Source organism: Flavobacterium arcticum (genome assembly GCF_003344925.1).
GTDB classification, from domain to species: domain Bacteria; phylum Bacteroidota; class Bacteroidia; order Flavobacteriales; family Flavobacteriaceae; genus Flavobacterium; species Flavobacterium arcticum.
This window is the reverse complement of sequence record NZ_CP031188.1, coordinates 1,487,314-1,510,983: the sequence shown is the minus strand read 5'-3', so window position 1 is coordinate 1,510,983 and position 23,670 is coordinate 1,487,314. Positions and strand designations below refer to the sequence as shown.

27 protein-coding genes are annotated in these 23,670 nt (G+C 38.4%); 20 read left to right on the top strand and 7 right to left on the bottom strand.

The annotated features are described in order from the left end of the window. Positions 1 to 119: 119 nt before the first annotated feature. Positions 120 to 1,277: a homogentisate 1,2-dioxygenase gene (locus DVK85_RS06845; RefSeq protein WP_114677736.1), complete on the bottom strand. Its 1,158-nt coding sequence runs from the start codon at positions 1,275 to 1,277 to the stop codon at positions 120 to 122. Between the two features lie 564 nt (positions 1,278 to 1,841). Here DVK85_RS06845 and DVK85_RS06840 point away from each other — a divergent pair. Both DVK85_RS06840 and DVK85_RS13550 read left to right on the top strand, forming a co-directional pair. After that, on the top strand, positions 1,842 to 3,656 hold the full coding sequence (locus DVK85_RS06840; RefSeq protein ID WP_114677735.1) for a sodium-dependent transporter: 1,815 nt from the start codon (positions 1,842 to 1,844) through the stop codon (positions 3,654 to 3,656). After that, positions 3,653 to 3,808, top strand: a complete 156-nt coding sequence (locus DVK85_RS13550; protein WP_162845331.1) for a hypothetical protein — start codon at positions 3,653 to 3,655, stop codon at positions 3,806 to 3,808. Before DVK85_RS06840 ends, DVK85_RS13550 begins: the two co-directional genes overlap by 4 nt. 125 nt (positions 3,809 to 3,933) lie before the next feature. Here DVK85_RS13550 and DVK85_RS06835 read toward each other — a convergent pair whose 3' ends face one another. Then, complete coding sequence (locus DVK85_RS06835; protein ID WP_114677734.1) at positions 3,934 to 4,902, bottom strand: succinylglutamate desuccinylase/aspartoacylase family protein; 969 nt, start codon at positions 4,900 to 4,902, stop codon at positions 3,934 to 3,936. A gap of 1,122 nt (positions 4,903 to 6,024) precedes the next feature. Here DVK85_RS06835 and uvrC point away from each other — a divergent pair. The 4 genes from uvrC to DVK85_RS06815 are packed head-to-tail and all read left to right on the top strand — an operon-like array spanning position 6,025 to position 11,092. Then, positions 6,025 to 7,821 (top strand): excinuclease ABC subunit UvrC, encoded by a 1,797-nt coding sequence (gene uvrC, locus DVK85_RS06830; protein ID WP_114677733.1) that lies wholly within the window; start codon positions 6,025 to 6,027, stop codon positions 7,819 to 7,821. Further along, complete coding sequence (locus DVK85_RS06825; protein ID WP_114677732.1) at positions 7,821 to 10,028, top strand: patatin-like phospholipase family protein; 2,208 nt, start codon at positions 7,821 to 7,823, stop codon at positions 10,026 to 10,028. Before uvrC ends, DVK85_RS06825 begins: the two co-directional genes overlap by 1 nt. A gap of 50 nt (positions 10,029 to 10,078) precedes the next feature. Beyond that, positions 10,079 to 10,654 carry a 5-formyltetrahydrofolate cyclo-ligase gene (locus DVK85_RS06820; RefSeq protein WP_114677731.1) on the top strand — a complete coding sequence of 192 codons (576 nt, stop codon included), beginning with the start codon at positions 10,079 to 10,081 and terminating at the stop codon, positions 10,652 to 10,654. Positions 10,655 to 10,681: 27 nt separating this feature from the next. Next, complete coding sequence (locus tag DVK85_RS06815; protein ID WP_114677730.1) at positions 10,682 to 11,092, top strand: hypothetical protein; 411 nt, start codon at positions 10,682 to 10,684, stop codon at positions 11,090 to 11,092. A gap of 330 nt (positions 11,093 to 11,422) precedes the next feature. Here the strand turns inward: DVK85_RS06815 and DVK85_RS06810 are convergent, their stop codons facing one another. The 4 genes from DVK85_RS06810 to DVK85_RS06795 form a co-directional block, all read right to left on the bottom strand. Further along, positions 11,423 to 12,112, bottom strand: a complete 690-nt coding sequence (locus DVK85_RS06810) for an SDR family NAD(P)-dependent oxidoreductase (protein ID WP_114677729.1) — start codon at positions 12,110 to 12,112, stop codon at positions 11,423 to 11,425. Between the two features lie 98 nt (positions 12,113 to 12,210). Beyond that, complete coding sequence (locus DVK85_RS06805) at positions 12,211 to 12,516, bottom strand: TIGR03643 family protein (protein ID WP_114677728.1); 306 nt, start codon at positions 12,514 to 12,516, stop codon at positions 12,211 to 12,213. Then, a complete protein-coding gene (locus tag DVK85_RS06800; RefSeq protein WP_114677727.1) occupies positions 12,498 to 13,793 on the bottom strand; it encodes a DASH family cryptochrome in 1,296 nt (431 codons plus the stop codon). The genes DVK85_RS06805 and DVK85_RS06800 overlap by 19 nt, the downstream gene beginning before the upstream one ends. Before the next feature lie 330 nt (positions 13,794 to 14,123). Then, positions 14,124 to 14,483, bottom strand: coding sequence for a hypothetical protein (locus DVK85_RS06795; RefSeq protein ID WP_114677726.1), 360 nt, complete (start codon positions 14,481 to 14,483; stop codon positions 14,124 to 14,126). Between the two features lie 316 nt (positions 14,484 to 14,799). Here DVK85_RS06795 and DVK85_RS06790 point away from each other — a divergent pair, with 316 nt between their 5' ends. Both DVK85_RS06790 and DVK85_RS06785 read left to right on the top strand, forming a co-directional pair. Further along, positions 14,800 to 15,354, top strand: a complete 555-nt coding sequence (locus tag DVK85_RS06790) for a TlpA family protein disulfide reductase (protein WP_240339600.1) — start codon at positions 14,800 to 14,802, stop codon at positions 15,352 to 15,354. Positions 15,355 to 15,365: 11 nt separating this feature from the next. Beyond that, the gene (locus tag DVK85_RS06785; RefSeq protein ID WP_114677725.1) at positions 15,366 to 16,127 is read left to right on the top strand and encodes a thioredoxin family protein; all 762 of its coding nucleotides are present in this window, start codon (positions 15,366 to 15,368) and stop codon (positions 16,125 to 16,127) included. A 184-nt stretch (positions 16,128 to 16,311) separates the two neighbouring features. Here DVK85_RS06785 and DVK85_RS06780 read toward each other — a convergent pair whose 3' ends face one another. Further along, entirely contained in the window at positions 16,312 to 17,052 is a 741-nt protein-coding gene (locus DVK85_RS06780) for a helix-turn-helix domain-containing protein (protein WP_114677724.1), read from the bottom strand. Between the two features lie 120 nt (positions 17,053 to 17,172). On the opposite strand from DVK85_RS06780, the gene DVK85_RS06775 reads away from it, so the two are divergent. The 12 genes from DVK85_RS06775 (at position 17,173) to DVK85_RS06720 (ending at position 23,623) form a co-directional block, all read left to right on the top strand. After that, on the top strand, positions 17,173 to 17,478 hold the full coding sequence (locus tag DVK85_RS06775) for a hypothetical protein (RefSeq protein ID WP_114677723.1): 306 nt from the start codon (positions 17,173 to 17,175) through the stop codon (positions 17,476 to 17,478). A 32-nt stretch (positions 17,479 to 17,510) separates the two neighbouring features. Next, positions 17,511 to 17,762, top strand: a complete 252-nt coding sequence (locus DVK85_RS06770; protein WP_114677722.1) for a hypothetical protein — start codon at positions 17,511 to 17,513, stop codon at positions 17,760 to 17,762. Positions 17,763 to 17,831: 69 nt separating this feature from the next. Then, a complete protein-coding gene (locus tag DVK85_RS06765; RefSeq protein WP_114677721.1) occupies positions 17,832 to 18,101 on the top strand; it encodes a DUF3127 domain-containing protein in 270 nt (89 codons plus the stop codon). Between the two features lie 87 nt (positions 18,102 to 18,188). Continuing rightward, positions 18,189 to 18,461 carry a hypothetical protein gene (locus DVK85_RS06760; RefSeq protein ID WP_114677720.1) on the top strand — a complete coding sequence of 91 codons (273 nt, stop codon included), beginning with the start codon at positions 18,189 to 18,191 and terminating at the stop codon, positions 18,459 to 18,461. A gap of 241 nt (positions 18,462 to 18,702) precedes the next feature. Further along, complete coding sequence (locus DVK85_RS06755; RefSeq protein ID WP_114677719.1) at positions 18,703 to 18,951, top strand: hypothetical protein; 249 nt, start codon at positions 18,703 to 18,705, stop codon at positions 18,949 to 18,951. Next, positions 18,951 to 19,751 (top strand): DUF1376 domain-containing protein, encoded by an 801-nt coding sequence (locus DVK85_RS06750; RefSeq protein WP_114677718.1) that lies wholly within the window; start codon positions 18,951 to 18,953, stop codon positions 19,749 to 19,751. Before DVK85_RS06755 ends, DVK85_RS06750 begins: the two co-directional genes overlap by 1 nt. 4 nt (positions 19,752 to 19,755) lie before the next feature. Further along, positions 19,756 to 20,211, top strand: a complete 456-nt coding sequence (locus DVK85_RS06745; protein ID WP_114677717.1) for a hypothetical protein — start codon at positions 19,756 to 19,758, stop codon at positions 20,209 to 20,211. A gap of 163 nt (positions 20,212 to 20,374) precedes the next feature. Beyond that, complete coding sequence (locus tag DVK85_RS06740; RefSeq protein ID WP_114677716.1) at positions 20,375 to 20,857, top strand: Panacea domain-containing protein; 483 nt, start codon at positions 20,375 to 20,377, stop codon at positions 20,855 to 20,857. A gap of 30 nt (positions 20,858 to 20,887) precedes the next feature. Continuing rightward, positions 20,888 to 21,268, top strand: coding sequence for a hypothetical protein (locus tag DVK85_RS06735; RefSeq protein WP_114677715.1), 381 nt, complete (start codon positions 20,888 to 20,890; stop codon positions 21,266 to 21,268). 2 nt (positions 21,269 to 21,270) lie between these two features. Further along, positions 21,271 to 21,741: a hypothetical protein gene (locus tag DVK85_RS06730; protein WP_114677714.1), complete on the top strand. Its 471-nt coding sequence runs from the start codon at positions 21,271 to 21,273 to the stop codon at positions 21,739 to 21,741. A gap of 54 nt (positions 21,742 to 21,795) precedes the next feature. Next, positions 21,796 to 22,314 (top strand): hypothetical protein, encoded by a 519-nt coding sequence (locus tag DVK85_RS06725; RefSeq protein ID WP_114677713.1) that lies wholly within the window; start codon positions 21,796 to 21,798, stop codon positions 22,312 to 22,314. After that, on the top strand, positions 22,298 to 23,623 hold the full coding sequence (locus DVK85_RS06720; RefSeq protein WP_114677712.1) for a phage terminase large subunit: 1,326 nt from the start codon (positions 22,298 to 22,300) through the stop codon (positions 23,621 to 23,623). The genes DVK85_RS06725 and DVK85_RS06720 overlap by 17 nt, the downstream gene beginning before the upstream one ends. Positions 23,624 to 23,670: the final 47 nt, after the last annotated feature.

The following is a 23,670-nucleotide window of genomic DNA, read 5'->3' as shown; positions in this document are numbered from 1 at the left end:
TATATTTTTTACTGCGTTTTTATCCGCAGTTTTTACTTTTAAACTTGTTTATGTACTTTTCGTACTCTATTGCCTGAATTTTTGGTTCTTTTGTTTTAAGACAAAAGAACAATTACTCTTTACTCTACCCAGCTTTTATAATACTTACCATCGTCTATACCCATCGCAGCTTTTGTTACCATAAGCGGACGGAAGGTATCTACCATTACAGCAAGCTCCTCAGTAACCGTTTGCCCTATGCTACGCTCTGTAGCACCAGGTGCTGGTCCGTGTGGTATTCCTTTTGGGTGTAGCGTTATGTGTCCTTGTTCTATATTGTTACGGCTCATAAAATCGCCATCTACATAGTACAACACCTCATCACTATCTATATTACTATGATTGTATGGTGCAGGTATCGATTTTGGGTGATAGTCATACAACCTCGGGCAGAAAGAGCATACTACAAACGTAGACGTTTCAAACGTTTGGTGTATTGGTGGTGGTAAATGTACCCTACCTGTTATAGGCTCAAAATTATGAATACTAAAAGCATACGGATAGTTGTAACCATCCCACCCAACAACGTCAAACGGGTGCGTGGCATATACTATCTCGTGCATCATGCCTTGTTTTTTCACCTTGATTAAAAAATCGCCTTTCTCATCATAGGTTTCAAGCTCTTGCGGTAGTTTAAAATCGCGCTCACAAAATGGCGAATGCTCTAGTAACTGACCACTCTCGTTTTTATAACGCTTTGGTGTATATATCGGTGCAACCGACTCTGTATAAAACAAGCGGTTCTCTTCGGTATCAAAATCTATTTGGTAAATCATTCCGCGCGGAATGATAAGGTAATCTCCATACTCAAACGGAATGTTACCCATAAAGGTACGCAGTGTTCCTGTCCCTTTATGTATAAATATCATCTCGTCGGCATCGGCATTTTTATAAAAGTAATCGCGAAGCGATTTTCTTGGCGCAGCAAGCCCTATAGTACAATCGCTATTTACTAGCATATCTACACGGCTCTCTAAAAAGTCGTCGGCAGGCTGTACCTCAAACCCTTTTAGTAATAATGATTTTATATTACTCTCAATAGCAATTTCTGGCTTAACAGAGTAGGACCTCAAAATTTCTTTTACTTGCGTAGGGCGATGTACCTGATACAGTAACGACGAGTGACCATTAAACCCCTCTGTACCAAAAAGCTGCTCATAATAGATGCCACCCTCTGGTTTCTCGAACTGTGTGTGCCTTTTTTGCGGAAACTTCCCTAATTTGTGGTATATAGGCATAATTAAAATGTATTTAGTTATTAAACAGTAAAATTGAAAAACAGTTATAACAACAACTGCCTCACTCAGGATTTCTCTTGATGAGGAATTTTAAATAGCTTAATAAACCGAGCCATTGCGAATTCATGTAACAAATATCGGAAAAATTTAATTTTAGGCTGTGGTTTTTGAGAAAAAATGAGGAAGATTTAATTTTTATTAAAAAAACTGTTTTAGGGTTATAAGCTACGAGCTGTCATTCTGAATGCAGCGAAGCGTAATAAAGAATCTCATTCATATCAAAAAGATGCTTCGTACCTCAGCATGACAAAACTAATATTTCGCTACTCATAACCTGCGATCATCTGCACAATCCGCTTCATCTGCGTTAAAAGAACACAAAATCACAGTAAAACAAGACCCAAAACCCACAACAAGCAACCACTATCGTTATCAACTTTATCGCAAATCTGTTAAAACCTTTTACGGATATTTATTTTTAAGCACCAAAGTTTCCGCTTTTTGTTGTTTTTTGGTTTGTTTTCCTATCTTTGAAGCCTATAATTAACCAAAAAACATTCTTTTATGTCAGGAAAAGCAGAATCGTGGGGTTCCAGGGTAGGCTTAATTCTCGCTATGGCTGGTAATGCTGTTGGGCTTGGTAACTTTTTAAGGTTTCCCGTACAAGCAGTAGAAAACGGCGGAGGCGCATTTATCATTCCTTATCTTGTTTGCTTTGTAGTAATGGGAATACCATTACTATTTATAGAGTGGTCTACAGGGCGTTATGGCGGTCGCTATGGCAACCACAGTACACCATATATATTAGACACTATGGCAAAAGGACGTATCTGGAAATACATAGGTGTTTTCGGGATATTCACTAATATTGCCGTAGCCTCTTACTACTGTTATATCGAATCGTGGACAATGAGCTACGTGTACCACTCCGTTAGAGGTACATTTAGCACCATGAACCAAGCCGAAATAGCAGGTTTCTTTAACGACTACACCACCATAGGAAAATCGACAACAGGCATCCCTTATGAGGCCATTGTCTTTTATATATTATGTTTATTACTAAACACCTTTATACTCTCTAAAGGACTAAAAGGAATAGAGCGCGTAGCCAAAATAGGTATTCCGCTACTATTAGTATTCGGAGCTATACTAGCCATAAGAGGTTTAACATTGGGTACTGATGGAGCTTCAGACCTTTTCCCTGATGCTAACGCATGGGATGGTCTTAACTTCTTGTGGACACCACAATATGACTCACTTGCCAACCCTAAAGTGTGGCTTGCCGCAGCAGGACAAATATTCTTTACCCTATCTGTAGGTATGGGTACAATTCACTGCTATGCAGCCTACCTAAAATCTAAAGACGATGTAGCACTAAATGCTGTATCGGCAGGTTTTATGAACGAGTTTGTAGAAGTAGTACTAGGTAGCCTTATCGTAATCCCTATTGCTGCTGGTTACCTTGGTCTTGACTGGGTATTGCAAAATGCAGGCTTTGGTATGGCGTTCCAAACTATGCCATATCTCTTCCAGCAATGGGGCGAAACACTCGCAATATTTGCAGGTATCTTTTGGTTCGGGCTATTGTTCTTTGCCGGTATTACCTCATCGCTCGCAATGGGTACACCTTGGATGGGCTTTATGCGCGACGAGTTTAACTGGAGTGGCAAAAAAGGCGCATGGTCTTTCGGGCTTATTGCACTTATTATGGGTTTACCTACAGTGTTTTTCTTCCAGCAAGGCGTTTTCGACGAGTATGACTACTGGGCAGGAACCGTTAGCCTTGTAGTATTTGCATTCTTAGAAACAGTACTATTCTCTTGGATATTTGGTATCAAGAAAGGATGGGCAGAGATAAATATGGGTGCCGACATTAAAGTACCTATATTCTTTAAATATTTAATTCTTGTGGTTACCCCACTACTATTAGGATGGGTATTAGTAGCCAGTTTACCAGATATGGCTGCAAAAATAGCTAACGATGACACTAATAATAAAGAGTGGTTTGCCGATGCTTATTATGCCGAAAAATTTGATTCAGAAGGTTTAAAAACTGGCGTAGTAGACTCGGTTACAACCGATTTTATTAAACTATCGTTCCAAAACGAGAAAAAAGTATACAACAAGAAACTTGATAAACTAGAAGCACTAACTTTTACTGATTATAAAACATACAGCTTTAAAAAAGGACAAAATCCTGTGGTAACAGTAGGGCAAACAATAGCGCCTAATGATACAATTGCCGAAGGTAAATTTACCAACAACGTGTTCTATAAAACCATAGGCAGGCTGTTACTGGTAGCATTATTATTATTTATTAGCCTAGTAGTATATAGAGCATTTATTAAACGTAGAAAAGAAGGAAGGGTACACTCATGAAAACAGAAGCACTAATTACAATGGTAACGGCGCAAGGCATAGTAATTGCCGCAGCAGTATATTTTTTCTATAAAGTATTAACTACTAAGCCAAAACAAGAACCAGACTCTTACTCTGAAAACGACGACGAAACCGACAGGCAAGAAGCATAGCCTTTAGTTTTCAGTTTATAATATAAATAAAACATCCTGCAAGGTTTACAAACCCTGCAGGATGTTTATGTTTTTAAGAAGCATCCAGCTTATAGCCAATCATACTGCAAACTGACACTGGTTATTTATTGTTCTGTCAATTTCATGGTAATATGAAAAATAGCATCGCCCTGATATACAATAGGCGCATCATTACTATTAATAATATATCCCCTATGTGGTGCTTTTACCACATGTTCAAAATCGCCAAAAGGATCTGTAATAAGTGCTATAGCCTCGCCTTTTTCTACTAGTTTACCTGTAGGCGTACGATTTTGAAATAACCCCGAATAGGTAGCCCGCACCCATGCCGAGCGTTCTATATATACCGATGGCGTAGGAGCTGGTTTAAATTTTTTCTTCGGGTTAAGCATATCCAAATGATTTAAAAAACGCTTAGTACCACGCACCGCAGCTTGAGTAACATCTCGGTTCAAGTCGAGGGACTTACCACCTTCATACAACAATATTTTTACACCCAGCCTGCCACACGCATTACGAAAAGACCCCGAAATATTTTTAGAATATAACGTAAACGGCGCATTAAACACATCGGCAAGTGCTTTAAGGTCTGGATTATTCGGCACAATACGAATTTGTGGCGCATTAAAACGGCTCGCACCCCCTGCATGATAGTCAATACAATAATCTACATTCGGGATAATCTCCCTAAACAAATGCCATGCAAAACGCCCGGCAAGCGAACCCCGCTGACTACCCGGAAAAACCCGATTAAGGTCGCGCCCATCAGGAAACTCCCTACTCTTGTTTACAAAACCAAAAATATTAACCACAGGAATACAAATAATAGTACCGCGCTTCGGCTTGTTTATTTTCCTTACAATCAGTTGGCGCACTATCTCTGTGCCATTTATCTCATCACCGTGAATAGATGCCGTAAACAGCACCACAGGACCATCTTCTTCGGCACGTTCTATAATTATAGGCACTTTTAGTTTAGTCATAGTGTGCAAGCGTGCAATTTCCATATTAATGGTTTTGCTTTCGCCAGGCAAAATAGTTTCGCCAAGTATCGTTATATTTTTGTACGACATAAATTTACAGTTGCGTTAACTGTGTAAAGGTAGTGTATTTCGGGTTTTGTGTTGCGGGTTGGCTGTCCTTTTGTCTTGACACAAAAGAACGAAAAAGTCAAGGCTGGAACGCCTTAAGCTAAAAATTACTGCAAGTGGCTAAACCATTCGAACTCGCTGTGCTCAAACACCGAATGCTTCTTAACACCGCTTTTGTAATTTTCTATACACCACAGCGTTCTATGCCGTTGGGTTTTGGTTGTGGCTGGCGAGTTACAAGTTATGAGTTATGCGTCATTGCGAGGAGGTACGACGTGGCAATCTTTTTGTTTTCTCTTTTATTATTTCTTTCGTTACTTCTTTTTGTTCCTCTTTTATTGTTTCTTTCGTTACTTCTTTTTGTTTTCTCTTTTATTGTTTCTTTCGTTACTTCTTTTTGTTCCTCTTTTATTGTTTCTTTCGTTACTTCTTTTTATATTTGTACTATAAATAAAAAACCACCTGCGTCAACAGGTGGCTGTTAGAAACTAAATTAACACTTATAGTAAAGTGGTCAACTCTTTTAATAAGAGTGTTAAGCTTCTGATTAATAAAGTTAAATTTTTAATAAAGGACGTTAAGCCCTTAGTTTTAATTTTATTCATTTTTTTAAAATTAAGTTATCCTTTCATAGGAACTCACCTCTATGATGGGCAATAAGAGTACGGTTAAACCGTAACAGAAATATTACAGCAAATGCTGTTTAAAAATTAGCCATGAGTTGCAGCTCTTGGCTTTTTTGTTTACTACAAATATAATTAAAATATAGACACCCTTATTTTTTAGTTCTTGACATCTATACGTCGTTAATTGATGATAAAATTATTTGGGCTTAAAAAGCCTTTTTGTAAGGAAGTTTCTTATTTTACTGCAAATTTATAACTCGCCATTTGTTTTTCCAAAAGTGTAAATTTATATATAACCTTTTTAAAGATTGCCACGTCGTACCTCCTCGCACCCGAGGGCAAAGCCCGAACAGACGAAGTAATGACGCGTAACCCGCAACTGTAAACTAATGCCTTTTTCCTGACAACTAATAAAACTTTATAAACTTTCAACTTTAGGACTTTACAAACTTTAGGACTTTAATACTAACTTTGTAGTATGCAAACGCCGTTGGAACTCCAAATACAAACCCTACCCGATAGCCCGGGCGTATATCAATATTTTGATAAAGACGACAAGCTGCTTTATGTAGGCAAGGCAAAAAACCTAAAAAAGCGCGTAATGTCTTACTTCAACAAGACAAACGACTCGGGTCGCATACGCGTTATGGTGCGCAAAATAGTCAGAGTAAAGCACATCGTAGTCCCTACAGAGAGCGAGGCACTACTACTAGAAAACAACCTGATAAAAAACCTGCAACCACGCTATAACGTACTCTTAAAAGACGACAAAAGCTACCCGTGGATATGCATCAAGAAAGAACCTTTTTCGCGCGTGTTTGCTACCCGCAACGTTATAAAAGACGGCTCAGAATATTTTGGCCCTTATACCTCCTTTAAAACCGTGCAAACCCTACTGGGGCTTATTAAAGAACTATACCCCTTGCGCACTTGCAATTACGACCTTAGTAAAAGCAATATACAATCAGGCAAATACAAAGTGTGTTTAGAATACCACATAGGCAACTGTAAAGGTCCTTGCGAGGGCTACGAACCACTCGAAGAATACCAACGTCATGTAGCCGCCATTCGCGAAATACTAAAAGGTAATTTTAAAGAAAGCCTAAAAGCATTTCACAGCCATATGCACAATTTGGCTGCCGATATGAAGTTTGAAGAAGCACAAGAGATAAAAGAGAAGATAGAAGCCCTCGAAAACTACCAAGCCCGCAGCACCGTGTTTAATCCGCGGATTAATAACCTCGATGTATTTAGCATTATAAGTGATGAGGCTATGGCATACATCAACTTTATACAGGTATCGCATGGGGCTATCATCCGCTCGCACACCATGGAAATAAAAAAGAAACTAGAAGAATCTGACGAAGAGCTGTTGCAAATTGCAGCCGTAGAGCTTCGCGAGCGTTTCCAGTTACTTTCCAGAGAAGTATTAGCCACCCACCCTATCAACTTAGGCGAAAATGTAAAAGTAACCGTACCCAAACTAGGCGATAAAAAGCAGATTTTAGATTTAAGCGAGCGCAATGCCCGTTTTTACCGTATGGATCAGCTAAAACAAATAAAAATAGTAGACCCCGAACGGCACACCAACCGCATTATGGCACAAATGAAAAAAGACCTGCGCCTACCTGCAGAGCCTCGCCATATAGAATGTTTTGATAATAGTAATATTCAGGGTACAAACCCCGTTGCGGCTTGCGTGGTGTTTAAAGACGGTAAACCTAGCAAAAAAGACTACCGCCATTTTAATATAAAAACCGTAGAAGGGCCTAACGATTTTGCGAGTATGGAAGAGGTCGTTTTCCGTAGATATCGCCGCCTGCTCGAAGAAGACCAACCCCTACCCCAACTCATTATTATAGACGGAGGTAAGGGACAATTATCTTCGGCATTAAAAAGCTTAGATATCTTGGGGCTACGTGGTAAAATCACTATCTTAGGCATCGCAAAAAGGCTTGAAGAAATATTCTATCCAGGCGACTCGATACCGATGTATTTAGACAAAAAATCGGAAACCTTAAAGGTTATCCAACACCTGCGCAACGAGGCACACCGATTTGGCATTACACACCATCGCGATAAGCGAAGTAAGAATGCGCTACAAACATCAGTAGAAAGCATCCCTGGTATTGGCGAAAAAACAATGGTGGCATTGCTAAAACAGTTTAAATCGGTAAAACGATTAAAAGAAGCACCCGAAGCAGACATTGCCAAAGTAATAGGTCCTGCCAAAGCAAAAAAAATTACTGAATTCTATCATTCAAAACCGAACTGATGAAAAAAATACTTCCCCTGTTACTATGCTTACTACTTATAGGCACGGTTACTGCACAGGAGGAAAACAGCGCTAACACCAATACTAAAAGACCCAAAATAGGCGTAGTACTAAGCGGTGGCGGAGCTAAAGGGTTAGCCCACATTGGCGTACTAAAAGTACTAGAAGAAGCAGGCATAAAGGTAGACTATATAGGCGGTACCAGCATGGGCGCTATTGTAGGCGGGCTGTATGCTGCAGGCTATTCGGCACAAGAGCTAGACTCTATTTTTAACTCGCTCGATGCCGATGCACTAATACAAGACTACACCCCTCGTGGCTCTAAAAACTTTTTCGAAAGGCGTAATGACGAGCTCTACGCACTATCATTACCCTTTAAAGGCTTTAAAATCAGTTTCCCTACTGCCCTATCAAAGGGGTTATACAACTACACCACCGTTAACCGCCTTACAGATAATGTGCGACACCAGCGCGATTTTAATAAACTACCCATACCCTTTGTTTGTGTAGCTACCGATATAGAAACAGGCGAAGAAATAATATTACATAAAGGAGTATTGCCCGATGCTATACTTGCCAGTGGGGCTTTCCCATCGTTATACTACCCTGTAGAGATAGACGGACGACTATTAATAGATGGCGGAGTTACTAACAACTACCCTGTAGAGGAGGTTAAAAAAATGGGTGCCGATATTATTATTGGGGTAGATGTACAAGACGGGCTTAAAGACAGAACACAAATAAAAGGAGCTACAGGCGTACTGGTACAAATAAACAACTACCAGATGATCAGGAAAATGGATGCTAAGCGCGAAGCTACAGACATTTATATAAAACCAGACATCTCGGGTTACACCGTTATCTCGTTTGACGATGGCAGACAAATAATTGATAAAGGAGAAGAGGCAGCACACGCCATAATAGATAAGCTAAAAGCACTAGGGAGCAACACCCCTATTGTAAAAAAAGCCATGCAGGTAAACGACTCTATAGCTGTAGCAGAAATAGAAATATCGGGACTTAAAAATTACAGTAGAGCCTATGTTATTGGTAAACTTAACTTTAAACCAGGTACAAAAATTTCGTACGAAAAGTTCAATCGTGGCATTAGCAACCTCAACGCTACACAAAACTTCAATGCCATATCTTACAATTTCGAAAAGACTGGTAAAGGCGACAGACTAAACCTTACTATTATAGAAAACCCTATAAACCGTTACCTAAAATTTGGGTTGCATTATGACGGACTTTATAAAAGTGGGGTACTAGTAAACTTTACTCAAAAAAACCTCTTTAGGCGTGGCGACGTAGCTGCGCTAGACGTTGTGCTAGGCGACAACTTTAGATACATGTTTAACTACTACATGGATAACGGCTTTTATACCAGCTATGGGGTACGTTCTACTCTAAATAGTTTTAACCGTAATGTGCCAGGCAATATTATATCTGACATCGATGTAAACTCTGCTAATGTAGATTATACTGATATTAACAACCAAATATATATACAAACTATATTTGCACAAAAATTCTTGTTAGGCGGTGGCGCAGAACTTAAACATTTAAAAATAAAATCGGAAACCTTAAGCACAGATAGAAAAAAAGTGTTTGACGATAGCGATTATTTCTCAGTATATGGCTACTTAAATTACGACTCCTATAACAAGCGCTATTTTCCTAGTAAAGGTTGGTATTTTCAGGGCGAAGCAAAATCGTTTTTATACTCTAGCGACTATAACAAAGACTTCGAACGTTTTACCATTTTAAAAGCCGAGATAGCTACAGCCAAAAAAATATACCGCAACTTTACTATAGAAATGCAAACAGAAGCAGGAATTACTGTAGGCGAAGACACAGCAAACTTTTTCGATTTTATATTAGGTGGCTATGGCTATAACACGATTAATAACTTCCGCCATTTTTATGGATACGATTTTATAAGCCTATCGGGCAACAGCTATATAAAAAGCACCTTTACACTAGACTGGGAGTTCATCAGGAAACACCACCTTAACGCTACAGCAAACTATGCCAATGTGGGGCATAATTTATTAAACGAAGGTAATATCATCTCACTACCAGAGTATACAGGATATGCCATGGGCTATGGCATGGAAAGCATTATAGGTCCTCTGGAAATAAAACACAGTTGGTCGCCAGACACTAATAAGCACTACACATGGATAAGCGTAGGGTTTTGGTTTTAAACCATTAGCATAAAAAATCTCAACATCTAAAAACTTTTATCTTTGCTATTATGACAAAGCAAGAAATAAGAGCCAAATATCGCGCCTTGCGCAAAGGCTTAACTACAGCCGAAGTAGAAACACAAAGCCTTGCCATAGCTAACAAGCTGTTGCAATTGCCCGTTTGGGATAAAACCTACTACCACCTATTCTTGAGTATTGAAGAACAAAAAGAAGTACAAACCGAATTTGTGCTGCACATACTATCGGGGAAAGATAAAGAGATTGTAGTCGCAAAATCTGACTTTGAAAACTTTGGCATGACACACTACCTACTTACTGATAACACAAAACTGGCAAAAAACCAGTACGGAATACCCGAACCTATAGACGGGTTAGAAGTACCCTCCATAAAACTAGACGTGGTGTTTATACCCCTACTCGCTTTTGATAATAATGGTAACAGGCTTGGGTATGGCAAAGGTTTTTATGATAGATTCTTAGCCGAATGTCGCTCCGATGTGGTAAAAATAGGGCTTAGTTTTTTTGAGTCTGAAACAGAAACACTACCCAATAGTGACACAGATATAGCCCTAGACTATTGTGTAACACCACAAAAGGTGTATCAGTTTAATAAACAACATTAATACCAACAGTTAGTATATATTTGTGCTATGGAAAAGCACCTACTACTTAGTGACGAAGAATTTATAAAAGAGTTTGAAAACTGCTCGCTAAACCCCGAGGTTTTTAGCCATGAGGCTCACCTAAGGCTAGCATGGATATACCTGTGCAAGTATAACGAAGCTATGGCATATCGTAAAACAGTAGTAAATCTAAAGGCTTATATAAAACATTTGGGTGCCGAAGGCAAGTTTAACCATACCCTTACCATTGCTTCGGTAAAAGCAGTATATCATTTTATGCAACGCTCTCAATATGCAAACTTTACCGATTTTATAAATGAGTTTCCTGAACTGAAATACAACTTAAAAGAATTGCTGGCAACACATTACTCCATTGATATCTTTAATCTCCCTGAAGCCAAAACCCATTGGCTCGAGCCTGATTTATCAGCATTCTAAAAACCCCACCACCCAATATTACTACACATATAGCGTTATAACATTATATAGCACCACAAAAAAACATACAGTTTTACAAGGTAAAAGCATCGAAACATGCTTTTCATCGAAAAAAATAACTTAACATCGAATTATAGTTTTTATGTTAATTTTAACATTAAATTTGTAATTATATGCATATAAAATAACATTTGACACAAATAAAGTATTAATTTTGCCGCTGCAAAAAGAATAAAAACTATTTAATACAATATAGCTGTTTGCCTATGTACCCCCTTACAAGGCAAATCCTATTGCTAGTAACTAAAGGCTATTATGAGATAAATTATCTTACAATAGCCTTAGTTTATTCATACCGCCATCTACAGCAAGCACCTGCCCTGTTACCCAAGCAGCATTTGCGCCCAGCAAAAAAGTTATAGCTTGAGCCAAATCATTAGGAGTACCTATCTTCTTTAACGGATTACGGTTTTTAGCAGCCTCCATTTTATCTTCAGAGGCTAGCAGTCGCCCAGCAAGTGGTGTATCGGTTAGCGAGGGCGCTACACAGTTTACACGCACTTTAGGCGCATACTCAGCAGCAAGCGATCGGGTTAAACCCTCTACCGCACCCTTTGCCATTGCTACCGATGCATGAAACGGCATACCCGTACCCACAGCCACTGTACTAATAAATACTATTGATGCAATAGCGCTCTTTTTAAGCTGAGGCAAATATGCCTGCACAAAAGCTGCTGCACCCAGTGCGCTAATCGTAAAATCGGTAGTAAAATCGTTTTCATTAATTCTATGAAAAGGTTTCAGGTTTATAGTCCCTGGGAAATAAACTAGCCCGTCTATTTCGGCATCAATAGCAGGAAATGCACCAAAGCCATACTCTTGTACCTTGTACCACTGATTATAATTACCCGTATCCTCTTTAGTAGAGACACCTATAACCTTGTGTCCTTGTTCCTGTAGTAGTGTTGCAGCCTGCATTGCCATTCCCGACGATGCTCCTGCAAATATATAAGTAGCCATAACATTGTTGTTTACACAAAGTTAAATACTATATATAGTTTTGCTCGTTCAACAACTCTTAAACTATTCCAAAAGTTAGTCTACTAGCAGTAAGCTGTTTACCGTTTAGCAATTTTATTGCTAGATATAGCACGTTGTCGGCTACATTTAAAACGGTCTATAGCATCGCTACGTTTTTTAGCATGCTTAGTTTTACAACTTTCTACACGCTTGCGCCACAAGCGGTAACTGCTAAACTTTAGCTCGCGTTTCATGAGTTCCTTTACCTTATCTTCGGTAAGGCTAAACTGATATTCTATGGCGTCAAATGGGGTACGGTCTTCCCATGCCATTTCTATAATACGGTCTATATCTCTTTCCGTTAAGTCAGATGTTTCTTTAATTGCTATGCTTCTTGTAGCCATAAGTCACGATATGTTTTTTTAGCATCATAATCGTCGGCTTGCTTTTGTGGGTCAAAGTGTCGTTCTACCCGTGGGTCGTTACCCACACCAGCTATATAAGCCCAGTTGCCCCAATTGCTCGACGGGTCATAATCTATTAATATTTCTTCAAAATAAGCAGCACCATACCGCCAGTCTGTATCCAGTTCGTGGCACAAGTAGCTTGCCACATTTTGCCTGCCTCTATTGCTCATAAAACCCGTAAGTTTTAGCTCGCGCATATTGGCATCTATAAAATCTTGTCCCGTTTCGCCATTTATCCAGCGTTGTAGTACTTCGGCGTTAGGCTTTGATAATTTAGGCGCTATATTTTTTATACCTCCAGAAAGGAAAAGCTTATTGCGGTGTTTTTTCATCATAAACCTAAAGTAGTCGCGCCACAATAACTCAAATATCATCCAGTAGGTACTCTTGTTTGCACCATTTTTGGCTTCATACTTTTTCACTTCGTGATACACCTCGCGAGGCGAAAGGCACCCCATAGCCAGCCACGGTGAAAATTTAGACGAATAATTTTTACCTAACAAACCATTACGGGTTTCCTTATAAGTCGCAATAGCTTCGGTTTTAAAAATATAATCGTTAAGGCGTTTTAGCCCTTCCGTTTCACCACCTTTAAATGTTATTGCTGCCCTACTGTCAAGAGCTATCTCCTCCAGTCCAAGCTCTTCAAGCGAAGGCAATTCCATTAGCGGAATAATAGGCGAAGGAATACTATCAGGTTTATGAAAAACAGGACGTATGCCTGCTTCTTTTTCTATCTTTTTTCGAAAAGTGGTAAACACATCAGGAATACCACGCAACGGGAACGGCAAATCCTCTGCATGGTACAAAGTACTGGTACTAAAGGTTTCTACCATACAGCCTTGCTTCCATAGGGCTGCCACTACACGTTCTTCCTGTTTTTTCTCGTCGGTAGTTACCTCTTTTTTGGCATATACCTTTTTGGCATTATACAGCCGTGCTACACGAGGCAATTCTTCTTCGGGAATACCGCGTACTATTACCAGCCCCGATTTTAATTTGCGTAACTGTGTGTCGAGGTCGGCAAGCGATTCCAGCAGGAATTGCGCCCTAAAGCTGCCTGTTTTCTCGAAACCAAATTTTGTTTTCCCAAACTGGTCATCGTCTATACAAAACACAGGTACTACGCTGTTGTTTTGCTGTATAGCTTTTACCAAAGCTTCGTTATCATGCAGCCTTAAATCTGTTTTAAACCAAACTATAGATGTAGGCATTCTTGTATGTAGTTGTTGTTATTTAAAAGTAATCTAAATAAATTCGCCTTACAAATATAATATAATCAAACCGTAAATAATAAAACATTTTAAGATTTAATACCTGTTTAAGAATTGTTTGATATACCAAAAATTTCTCGTAATAACAGATAAAGTTACCCATGGGTAACTTTATCTGTTATTACATTAAATGATGTAGTATTATTTTTTAGTGTTCTCGTATATGCAAGTAAAAATACGCTGAATCTTTTCAGGATCTTTAAGCTTATGTACCATTACATAAAGCTCTGTACTCACTATCTTATTCTCTACAAGCATTTTGGCTTCTTCTTAAGTAAGGGGAACAAAAGCTTTATATTCAAATTCTGCTTTATCATTAACATCAACCTTTATCTCAACATCGGGCTTACTAATGATATTACCATTTTGAAGATTAATTTTAGTTCCTTTTTTTCTTACTACAGGCTTATCACCACCTACATATGTTAGAGAAGCATAGTAGCTTATTTCATCAGTACCAATAGTTCCTGCTATAAAAGAAATATTGTCATCAGTAACAGCAATGTAGCGTATTTCTCCATTTTTTTTTACCGCATAACTAACATTACCGTCACAAATCATTTCTTCTGATGCTTGGGCATAAATAAGCGTTGTAAATAGCGTAGCAAGAATAATCGTAATTTTTTTCATTTTTTAGTTTGTTAAAATTTTATAGGATAATTATAACAAAAAAGAATAAATCTAAAATCAAACCATAATGACATCAACTATTTATTAACAAGAAAAAACACTTATTGAAAAGTTGTAACTAACCTTTTTACTCACACTACGGCTTACATCTATAACATAAAATTAGTGTTTATACATCGTTAAGCAAATGACGGGCAACCTAACTGTTTTATCAGCTATCATATCAGTAATAAATGAACATACAAAAAAAATTATTTCCCAATCCTTTAAACCTTTAACAAATTAAAAAGTCCTATAATTTAAAACAATTATAATTTTGTCAGCAATACTATTCTTTAAACAAAAAATAAGACATCTATTATGTCTCGGCTTACTGTTTTCTTTTTGTATAAGTTGCAAAAACAAAGAAGCAAAAGTAATTACAGAGGTCAAAAATGTTTCTGAAATCAATAACAACATTCCTGTTTACGATTTTAACACCCTAGAACCTCTTTTTTATACTAAAACAGACAAGACCTATATTATTAATTTTTGGGCTATGTGGTGCGGACCATGTGTTGAAGAGCTACCCTATATAGAAGAATATGCAGCCAAAAACCCCGATGTAGAAGTATTACTTATAAGTCTTGATTTCCCAAAGGATATCGAGACGAAGCTTAAACCCTTTTTAAAGAAAAAAAACATAACATCTAAAGTCATCCTATTAGATGATCCAGACGCTAATGCTTGGATAGATAAAATAGACCCACACTGGTCTGGATCTATCCCTTTTACTATAATTTTTAATAGTAAAAAAAGAGCCTTTTTTGAGCATGCCTTCACTAGTACAAAAGAGCTAGAAAACACCGTAACAGAAACCTTAAAACAATAAAGAAGTTAATTATGAAAAAGTTAATTTTATGCATCGCCGCAGTCGGTTTATTATCAACCGTAGCCATCTCATGTAAAGATAAGGCAGAACAAAAAACAGATGTTACTGCCGAGAATAACAACAATCCCGAAAGAGAAGAACACCCAGAAGGCGACCATAAAAGACCTCCGCATGACGGAGATAGAAAAGGACCTCCAGGTGGTCATGGACCAGAACAAACAAAAACCTTAGAAGAAATTGGAGGTTATAAAATAGGAGAAGTAGCTACCGATTTCAGTCTTAAAAATATAGATGGTTCTATGTTTTCTTTAGCAGATATAGACAATGCAAAAGGATACATTGTAACCTTTACTTGCAACGAATGTCCTTTTGCAAAAATGTATGAAGACCGTCTAATAGAACTACACAACACCTATGCTCCTAAAGGATACTCTGTAATTGCTATTAACCCTAACAGCCCAGAAAACGAAAAAGAAGGTTACAAAGCAATGCAAAAAAGAGCCAAAGAAAAAGGATTCCCATTCCCTTACTTAGTTGACCAAGGACAAAAAATTTACCCTCAATATGGAGCCGTTAGAACTCCACACGTATTTTTATTAGACAAAGATCGTAAAGTACAATACATAGGTACAATAGATGATAATGCTAAATCTACCGAAGACGTGAAGGTTAAATATCTTGAAAATGCAATAAAAGCATTAGAAAACGGAGAAAAACCTAGCCCAAACCTAACAAAAGCAATCGGATGCCCAGTTAAAGCTAGTAAAGCCTAATTTCGCTTAACACTAAGATTAAAAGCTATAGCTTTAAAAGAATAAAGAACAAAAAAGAGGTCTGTTTATACTATAAACAGACCTCTTTTTATTACAAACACATCATCTATAAACTAAAAAAAAATTAGTTATTGTATCTTTAACTGCCGCTATTTTAGCTTACATTATTGCTAATATAAGTACATTAATAACTAATCTTTTTACTCACACTACGGCTTACATCAATAACATAAAACAGTGCCTGTATATCATTAAGATGCAGTTTAAAATCAGTAAATTCTGGGCTATCATTTAACGAATGGCAGGTAATATATCCCTCTTCGGTATTATGCTCCACAATCTCTTTTAATAGCGGCATCTTGCTCTGCGTAGTATAAATAACCCAATACGGGAAATCGCGAAATCGTAACTTATCTACCCAATGGTGACGTTGCAGCTCGCGAGTACTCACTATACTGTCGCGAATAATAGCATTATTACTACCATCGTCCATACTATCGCCATTTACACGAAACGCCACATAACGCCCCTGCAAAGGCTTATCTACTAAAATACCATGTTGTGCTAAATCCATCAAAAAATCAGTATCCTGATAACTACTAAGAAATCCTGCCTGTATTTTAAACTCTGCCAAAGGCATAAGCATATAATACTGACCATTTGGTAACTCGATAAACTTATTACCATTTTTATTTTCAAAATCTTCACTAAGCGGTTTCATACCATTATGAACCACCGAAAGATAATCTACAGCTTTGGGCTCTAACACCTTGTGCAATATTTCGCTTTTAGATTTTGGTATAGGTCGTCCTTTCTCATAATTAATGATAGTCTCCCTACTTGAACCAATAAGTTCTGCAAGCTCCTTTTGAGTAAGACCTAATCGCTCACGACCCTGTCTTATTTCTAAACCATTAATAACCATAACTTTATATAACTTTAACCATTAAACCTCAACAAAAGTTTAAAATTTAACTTGATTTAATTTTGAAATGTGCAATATTACACTTAATTTTGTCCTGTATTTGAACAAAGATACTTATAAATGTGCAAAAAACAACATGTAAGAGAAAAAATAAATGAGTTAGAAAAAATAAAATGGGCATATACGCGTTGTTTAACTAAATATAGTGCAGCAAACGATGTGGAAAACACCACAAAAGCGCAGTATAAAAAAGAGAAAACAAAACAATTATTACGCATATTATACGCCGAACTATATCAATTAGATGAAAATGTGGAAAATAAACCACCAAAAACAATCGTTAGTGTAAAAATAAATTACACTAACGAAGAACTAAGCGCAATATTACACTTTAACAATGATAAAAAATTTACTATAACAGAATAACCACCCCTTACCCCAACTAAAAAAGAACTATCATGAAAAAAATTTACAGTAAGCTGCAAGCAATTAACAGCCGCATTACCGACTGTGAAAAAGAAATAAAGGCAGTAAAACAACTTCCGTTTTACAGCATCTTTAACCGCGAAGCAAAACGCGAAAAAGACCTTGAAGCACTACAAGAATTACTAAATAGCCTTTTACACCAAAAAGTAGAAACGCTCCATGCGTTAACGTTACAAATTTCTCAAGAAAAGTTAGCTGTCACATCATTACTACAGCACCATTAGGCACTCTGCCCACATAGTTATCAATAATCCAATACTTCAACATTTTTTTTAATTATTAAACTTTTCATCATGAAAATTTCAGGAAACATTGAGAGCATTGAGTACCGTAACACAGCCGGACACGAAAAAAAAGTAGTAACCATAGCACCAGGATTTAGGCAAAAAGCCTTTGTAGAATTTCGCGGTAGGCGCATGGCAGATCTTGACGCCTTTAAAGAAAACGACGAGATAGAAGTAACCGTAACACTAGAAGGAAAAACCTCTAAAAATAGCGGTATACAGTATAACAACCTTGTAGCACAAGAGGTAACCCAAACAGGGAGTGCCCTTATGCAATAACCATGAGGTAAAACCCCTCAAAACCAAACAAACATTAACATTTAAAACAGCCCACCCAAAAAACATGGGGCAGAGCACTGAAAAACAATGGAATCAAAACAACAAGAATATACCGTAAAAATACTCGAACAGTTACAACAACTTTTCGAAACAGAATGTGAAAACCACATCGATATAAAAGAACTGGAAGACAACAGCAATGCTGCCGATTTTTTTCATGCACTTGGCAATCTTGCACCAGCAGTAGTATATAACAAACTAACTAAAAACAGTGCTGGTACACTCGATTTTAACCAAATAGCCAATAGGCTCTGTTTTCAAAATGTAAAAATAAAAGAAACAGATAGTCAAAAGTCATAAAGACGAAAGTTGTAAAGACGCAGGTTGCAGTCACAGAAAAACAGCTAACGTCATTGCGAGCGAAGAGCCACGGAGCGTGGCAATCTAAATCATATAGTCAAAAATAACATCCTCTTTTGGCTATTGGCTTATGCCTAATTACTAATATCTATTAAAAAACCCAACGTTAACCCAAATAATAGCCTCCATACTATTACAGCAAAAACCAACCTAATATTTAAACCAACAAATTATTAACACTATGCAATTTAAAGCAAAAGGAATCATTACCGCAGTAGGAGAAGTAAAAACTACAAAACTAGGCACAGCCGTACAACAAGTTCACTTTGAGCAAGAAACAGGCAGGATAATATACCCCAGCGCACTCGGCACAAAAATAGAATTGTTAAACGACCTTTTTCCTGGCGATGTAGCCGAGATAGAATTTCATATCTCAGGCTCAAAAGGCACCTATAACAATGTAATAATAGACAACTTGGCACGCGTATAATGAAAGATCCCGCATTTCCATTCTATGCCCAAGACTTCTTGGTAGGCACACTCCACATGACGTGCGAAGAAACAGGAGCTTACATAAAGCTCCTAGCTTACCAGTGGGTAAACCTTGGCATACCCAAAAAAAGAATTAGCATAATTATAGGCGCAGGTTGGGAAAACGTGTGGCTATCCATTCGCGAAAAGTTTGTCGAGAAAAACGATGTGTATTATAACGAAAGGTTAGAGTTTGAACGCGAAAAAAGAGCACGGTTTAAACAAAAACAATCAGAAAATGGTAAAAAAGGTGGTCGTCCCAAAAAAGACAATGCCCCCCAAGGTCAAGACGGGGCGACTACCAATACCATTACTAACAACAATACAAATCAGGACGAAACCAATAACCCAACCCTAACCCAAAAAAAGCCTTTAGAAAATGAAAGTGAATATGAAATAGAAAATAATAATGAAAATAGAAAAGAGGGTACGGGAGAAAAACAAAACATAACCTACCCCTACCCTACCGAAGCATTTGCACAACAATGGCAAGCATGGAAAAACTACCGCGCTACAGAACATAATTTTCATTACCGCAGCCCGCAAAGCGAGCAAGCAGCCCTTGCCGAACTCGGCACCCTGTCTCTTGATAGCGAAGCCGATGCCATAGCCATAATGCACCAAAGCATGAGCAAAGGTTGGAAAGGATTTTTTGAACTGAAAAGCAATGAGCAAACAAGAGCACCTTCCCGAAAAGGCAAAACACAGTATAGCAACGATTTCAAACGAAAAATTGCTGAAGGTTTACAGTCCCGTTAACTGTATGCGACATTCAGGAAAGTTGAGCACCGTAGCACAGGCAATAAACGCCCCCGCCCCCACACTAGGCAGCATTCAGCGCGAAAAAAACACTGCCTTTGCCAATGCACTCGTAATGGGCTGGCTAGTATACTTAAACGATATACTCAACCTAAACAAACCCATGACAGAAGAACAGATAGAGCTATGCGCCCAAGAGGTAAACAACAACTATTACAGCCTAAAAATGAGCGACCTAACCTATTTGTTCAAGAAAATCATCTCGGGGCAATATGGCGAGTTTTACGAAAGCCTTACCATAGCCAAAGTACTATCATTCTTTCGTGATTATTTTGAAGAGCGTTGCCAAGTAGCCGAAGAAGAAAGCCACCGCACCCATGCCGATTTTAGCAGTATCGACGAGTTTAACTACTCGCAAAACCTAAAACGGATATGGCATGGCAAAAGCAGCAAGAGTTAACACCTCATCATTACCAATAGTTCTTTGATATACTGATTTTTAACCAAAAATAAATACCATTTGCACACGCGTGCAAATGGTACAATTATTGTAATTTTATTAACACAACAATTAAAATAAAATTTGTTACTTTTGTAATACCAACTAAAAACCATCCGTTTAAATGCAAAAACCTATGTATAACCCAGTTACTATTGTAAACTACTTTATAAAAAAGTATGCTAACGACGATCAGTTAACGCCAATGAAGTTAATAAAACTAACTTACATTGCCTACGGGTGGTACTTAGCATTGAGCGATGGCGACAAGCTAGTAACCGAAGAACCACAAGCTTGGGATCTAGGTCCTGTACTGCCCACACTATACCATACCCTAAAAAAGTATGGCGGCAATAAAGTTAACGAGCCTATTTTCTTAAAAGAAGCCAACAAAGACGCTATTTCTGATGAAGACGCTGAGTTTTTAGACTTTATATGGGATAAATACGGGCAATATTCTGGCAAAGAGCTAAGTGCCATAACACACACCAAAGGCACGCCTTGGTCAGAAATATACCCAAAAGGGTACAATCTTACACTCCCAAAAGAGTTAGTACAAAAATACTACGAGACCAAAATGCACGAAGTATTAGACCACGCATCATAAGTCATAGAAATCAAGTAGTATCCATCAACTATGAGCGACAAAGGCAACTTCAACGTTAAAGAACTAAAAAAACTACGACAAATATCGTTTAGGGATACCAAAATAGAGGTAAACCCCGAAGACGAAATTAAAGCCGAAGAACAAGAAATAAGTTTTGAAGAGCGCGAACGTCAAGCCGAACTAGAACGCTATGAAGCCGACTCCATACACCGCAAGAAACTTATACTCTGGGCAACCACATTAGTAAGCATTTGGCTTGGTGCTGTTATCATTATCCTACTCTCCGTAGGTTTCAATATAATTAAACTTTCAGATACCGTTATGGCTACCCTACTGGGCACAACCACACTTAATGTACTGGGTTTAATGGCTATTGTACTAAAAGACTTGTTTAAAGGGAGGGATAAATAGCTATGAAAGATTTACTTAAAGACTTTTTAGAAACATCTCGCGACAGGATTAAAACCCCTATCACAGGTTCGTTTGCATTAGCCTTTCTACTTTGGAACTGGCGCCCTATCCTCGTCTTGCTTTTATCTGACAGCTCCATTGAAAATAAAATTAAACACATCGATAAAAACTATTGTGGCTATTGGGCATTATTAGCACCTTTATTGATTGCCATATTTTATACTTTGCTTGTACCTTATCTTACAATGATTATTGAGCGAATGACCTTAGGAGCTATAAAGGGGCAGAGGTATAACAAAAAGGTATTAGATAAGCTAGAGGAGGAACAAAATAGAATTTCTCAAGAGTATGAGTTGATGAAAGCTTCTCGTGAGTTTGAAATCGAGCAAATAAAAAGTGGACAAAGATCCATTAATGAATTAAGTGAAAGAATAGCTTCTTTAGAAGCTAAATTACAAGCCTCTAAAAATTAAAAATAATCCTTCCTTATTATTAAAAATACCCAATATTTCACAAACCCCAACTAAATGAAAGAAGCACAATCTACTGTAGCTTCCACCAAAATACGCAAACCCCGTTATAAAAAAGAATATCCGCATCAGGCATACAAGCTATGCTTACTAGGCGCAACCGATAAAGAACTCGAAACCTTTTTCGGCGTGTCCTCTAGTACGTTAACACGTTGGAAAAAAACCCACGACGAGTTTAACATCCAAATCATAAAAGGAAAAAAAGCCGCCGATATGGAGGTAGCACTATCGTTATACAATGCCGCTATAGATAGGGTTATAACCACCAAGCAGGCAATAAAGTGCAAAGAAATTTATTATGACGATAACGGCAAGCGCGTAGAAAAAGAGCGTATAGAAGTGGTTGAAGTAGAAAAACACATCCCTGCCGACTTCCGTAGTCAGCAATTTTGGCTCAAAAATCGCAACCCCCAGCAGTGGAGCGATAAGCACGACGAAGCCGACGAACCGCAAAAAGACATACTGCTTAATTTGGGCTCTGGTCAAAACCCCGAAGCAGATGAAGCTGTTGGTTAAACAAGAACACGCCATTTACTACCTAAAAGACAACCTAACTGAAGAGGTACTCTACGGCGGAGCAGCAGGCGGCGGCAAGAGCGCACTCGGGTGTCTTTGGCTCATGGAAATGTGCCAAAAATACCCAGGTACACGGTGGCTCATGGGGCGTAGCAAGCTCAAGAACCTGAAAGAAACCACCCTCAACACCTTTTTTGAACTCGCTACTATATTACAAATCAGTAAGCAATTTCATTACCGCGCTCAGGAGAATATAATCAGGTGGAACAACGGTAGCGAAATACTGCTAAAAGACTTGTTTCATTATCCCAGCGACCCGAATTTTGACAGTTTAGGTTCGCTCGAAGTTACAGGCGCATTTATAGACGAATGCAACCAAGTAGTCTATCATGCTTGGCAAATCGTAAAAAGTAGAATCCGCTACAAACTATCAGAACACGGGCTTATCCCGAAAATGTTAGGCAGTTGCAACCCCTCTAAAAACTGGGCATATAAAGAATTTTTCAAGCCCTACCGAGAGAACACATTGCCACAATACCGCAAGTTTATACAAAGCCTACCCACAGATAACCCATACCTGCATCCAAGTTACCTGCAATCGTTATTACGATTAGATAAAAACAGTCGCGAACGCCTCTATTTTGGCAACTGGGAGTACGACAACGACCCTGCCACATTAATAGACTACGATGCTATTGCCGACTATTTTAACCCCATACATATAACCCCCGAAGGGCTCAAATACCTAACTATAGATGTAGCCCGAAAAGGGCGCGACAATACCATTTTCAGGGTGTGGCACGGTTGGCTGTGCATCCATCGGGAGGCTATAGCCAAATCAGGACTTGACGAGGTAGTAGCACGAGCGCGCCAGTTACAAGCAAAGTTTGGCATTGCACTCAGCAACACCATAGCCGATGAAGATGGTGTGGGTGGCGGTGTAGTCGATTTCCTGAAATGCAAAGGATTCATTAATAATGCTTCGCCACTCGAAATGAAAGAGAACGGCACCTATGTAAAGCCAAATTATGACAACCTCAAGAGTCAATGCAGTATTAAAATGGCAGAAATGATAACCGCTCGCATGGCAGGTGAAATCTGCGATAACGACACCGTGCAGCAAACCACCATTGAGGAGATGGAACAAGTAAAACTAAAAGATATAGACAAAGATGGCAAACAGGGCATTATACCCAAAGACCGCGTAAAAGCCCTCATAGGGCGCAGCCCCGACGAATGGGACAGCATCATGATGCGTTACTGGTTTGCTTTACGCAAAAGTTATAACGCGCGCGTTCGGGTGGGGTAGTCATTGCGAGCAAAGCGCGGCAATCCACAACCCATAACACTAAACTA

Excerpts from the sequence above, each read along its gene's own strand:
- DVK85_RS06845 (WP_114677736.1), bottom strand. The coding sequence starts at position 1,277 with ATGCCTATATACCACAAATTAGGGAAGTTTCCGCAAAAAAGGCACACA.
- DVK85_RS06840 (WP_114677735.1), top strand. The coding sequence starts at position 1,842 with ATGTCAGGAAAAGCAGAATCGTGGGGTTCCAGGGTAGGCTTAATTCTC.
- DVK85_RS13550 (WP_162845331.1), top strand. The coding sequence starts at position 3,653 with ATGAAAACAGAAGCACTAATTACAATGGTAACGGCGCAAGGCATAGTA.
- DVK85_RS06835 (WP_114677734.1), bottom strand. The coding sequence starts at position 4,902 with ATGTCGTACAAAAATATAACGATACTTGGCGAAACTATTTTGCCTGGC.
- uvrC (WP_114677733.1), top strand. The coding sequence starts at position 6,025 with ATGCAAACGCCGTTGGAACTCCAAATACAAACCCTACCCGATAGCCCG.
- DVK85_RS06825 (WP_114677732.1), top strand. The coding sequence starts at position 7,821 with ATGAAAAAAATACTTCCCCTGTTACTATGCTTACTACTTATAGGCACG.
- DVK85_RS06820 (WP_114677731.1), top strand. The coding sequence starts at position 10,079 with ATGACAAAGCAAGAAATAAGAGCCAAATATCGCGCCTTGCGCAAAGGC.
- DVK85_RS06815 (WP_114677730.1), top strand. The coding sequence starts at position 10,682 with ATGGAAAAGCACCTACTACTTAGTGACGAAGAATTTATAAAAGAGTTT.
- DVK85_RS06810 (WP_114677729.1), bottom strand. The coding sequence starts at position 12,112 with ATGGCTACTTATATATTTGCAGGAGCATCGTCGGGAATGGCAATGCAG.
- DVK85_RS06805 (WP_114677728.1), bottom strand. The coding sequence starts at position 12,516 with ATGGCTACAAGAAGCATAGCAATTAAAGAAACATCTGACTTAACGGAA.
- DVK85_RS06800 (WP_114677727.1), bottom strand. The coding sequence starts at position 13,793 with ATGCCTACATCTATAGTTTGGTTTAAAACAGATTTAAGGCTGCATGAT.
- DVK85_RS06795 (WP_114677726.1), bottom strand. The coding sequence starts at position 14,483 with ATGAAAAAAATTACGATTATTCTTGCTACGCTATTTACAACGCTTATT.
- DVK85_RS06785 (WP_114677725.1), top strand. The coding sequence starts at position 15,366 with ATGAAAAAGTTAATTTTATGCATCGCCGCAGTCGGTTTATTATCAACC.
- DVK85_RS06780 (WP_114677724.1), bottom strand. The coding sequence starts at position 17,052 with ATGGTTATTAATGGTTTAGAAATAAGACAGGGTCGTGAGCGATTAGGT.
- DVK85_RS06775 (WP_114677723.1), top strand. The coding sequence starts at position 17,173 with ATGTGCAAAAAACAACATGTAAGAGAAAAAATAAATGAGTTAGAAAAA.
- DVK85_RS06770 (WP_114677722.1), top strand. The coding sequence starts at position 17,511 with ATGAAAAAAATTTACAGTAAGCTGCAAGCAATTAACAGCCGCATTACC.
- DVK85_RS06765 (WP_114677721.1), top strand. The coding sequence starts at position 17,832 with ATGAAAATTTCAGGAAACATTGAGAGCATTGAGTACCGTAACACAGCC.
- DVK85_RS06760 (WP_114677720.1), top strand. The coding sequence starts at position 18,189 with ATGGAATCAAAACAACAAGAATATACCGTAAAAATACTCGAACAGTTA.
- DVK85_RS06755 (WP_114677719.1), top strand. The coding sequence starts at position 18,703 with ATGCAATTTAAAGCAAAAGGAATCATTACCGCAGTAGGAGAAGTAAAA.
- DVK85_RS06750 (WP_114677718.1), top strand. The coding sequence starts at position 18,951 with ATGAAAGATCCCGCATTTCCATTCTATGCCCAAGACTTCTTGGTAGGC.
- DVK85_RS06745 (WP_114677717.1), top strand. The coding sequence starts at position 19,756 with ATGCGACATTCAGGAAAGTTGAGCACCGTAGCACAGGCAATAAACGCC.
- DVK85_RS06740 (WP_114677716.1), top strand. The coding sequence starts at position 20,375 with ATGCAAAAACCTATGTATAACCCAGTTACTATTGTAAACTACTTTATA.
- DVK85_RS06735 (WP_114677715.1), top strand. The coding sequence starts at position 20,888 with ATGAGCGACAAAGGCAACTTCAACGTTAAAGAACTAAAAAAACTACGA.
- DVK85_RS06730 (WP_114677714.1), top strand. The coding sequence starts at position 21,271 with ATGAAAGATTTACTTAAAGACTTTTTAGAAACATCTCGCGACAGGATT.
- DVK85_RS06725 (WP_114677713.1), top strand. The coding sequence starts at position 21,796 with ATGAAAGAAGCACAATCTACTGTAGCTTCCACCAAAATACGCAAACCC.
- DVK85_RS06720 (WP_114677712.1), top strand. The coding sequence starts at position 22,298 with ATGAAGCTGTTGGTTAAACAAGAACACGCCATTTACTACCTAAAAGAC.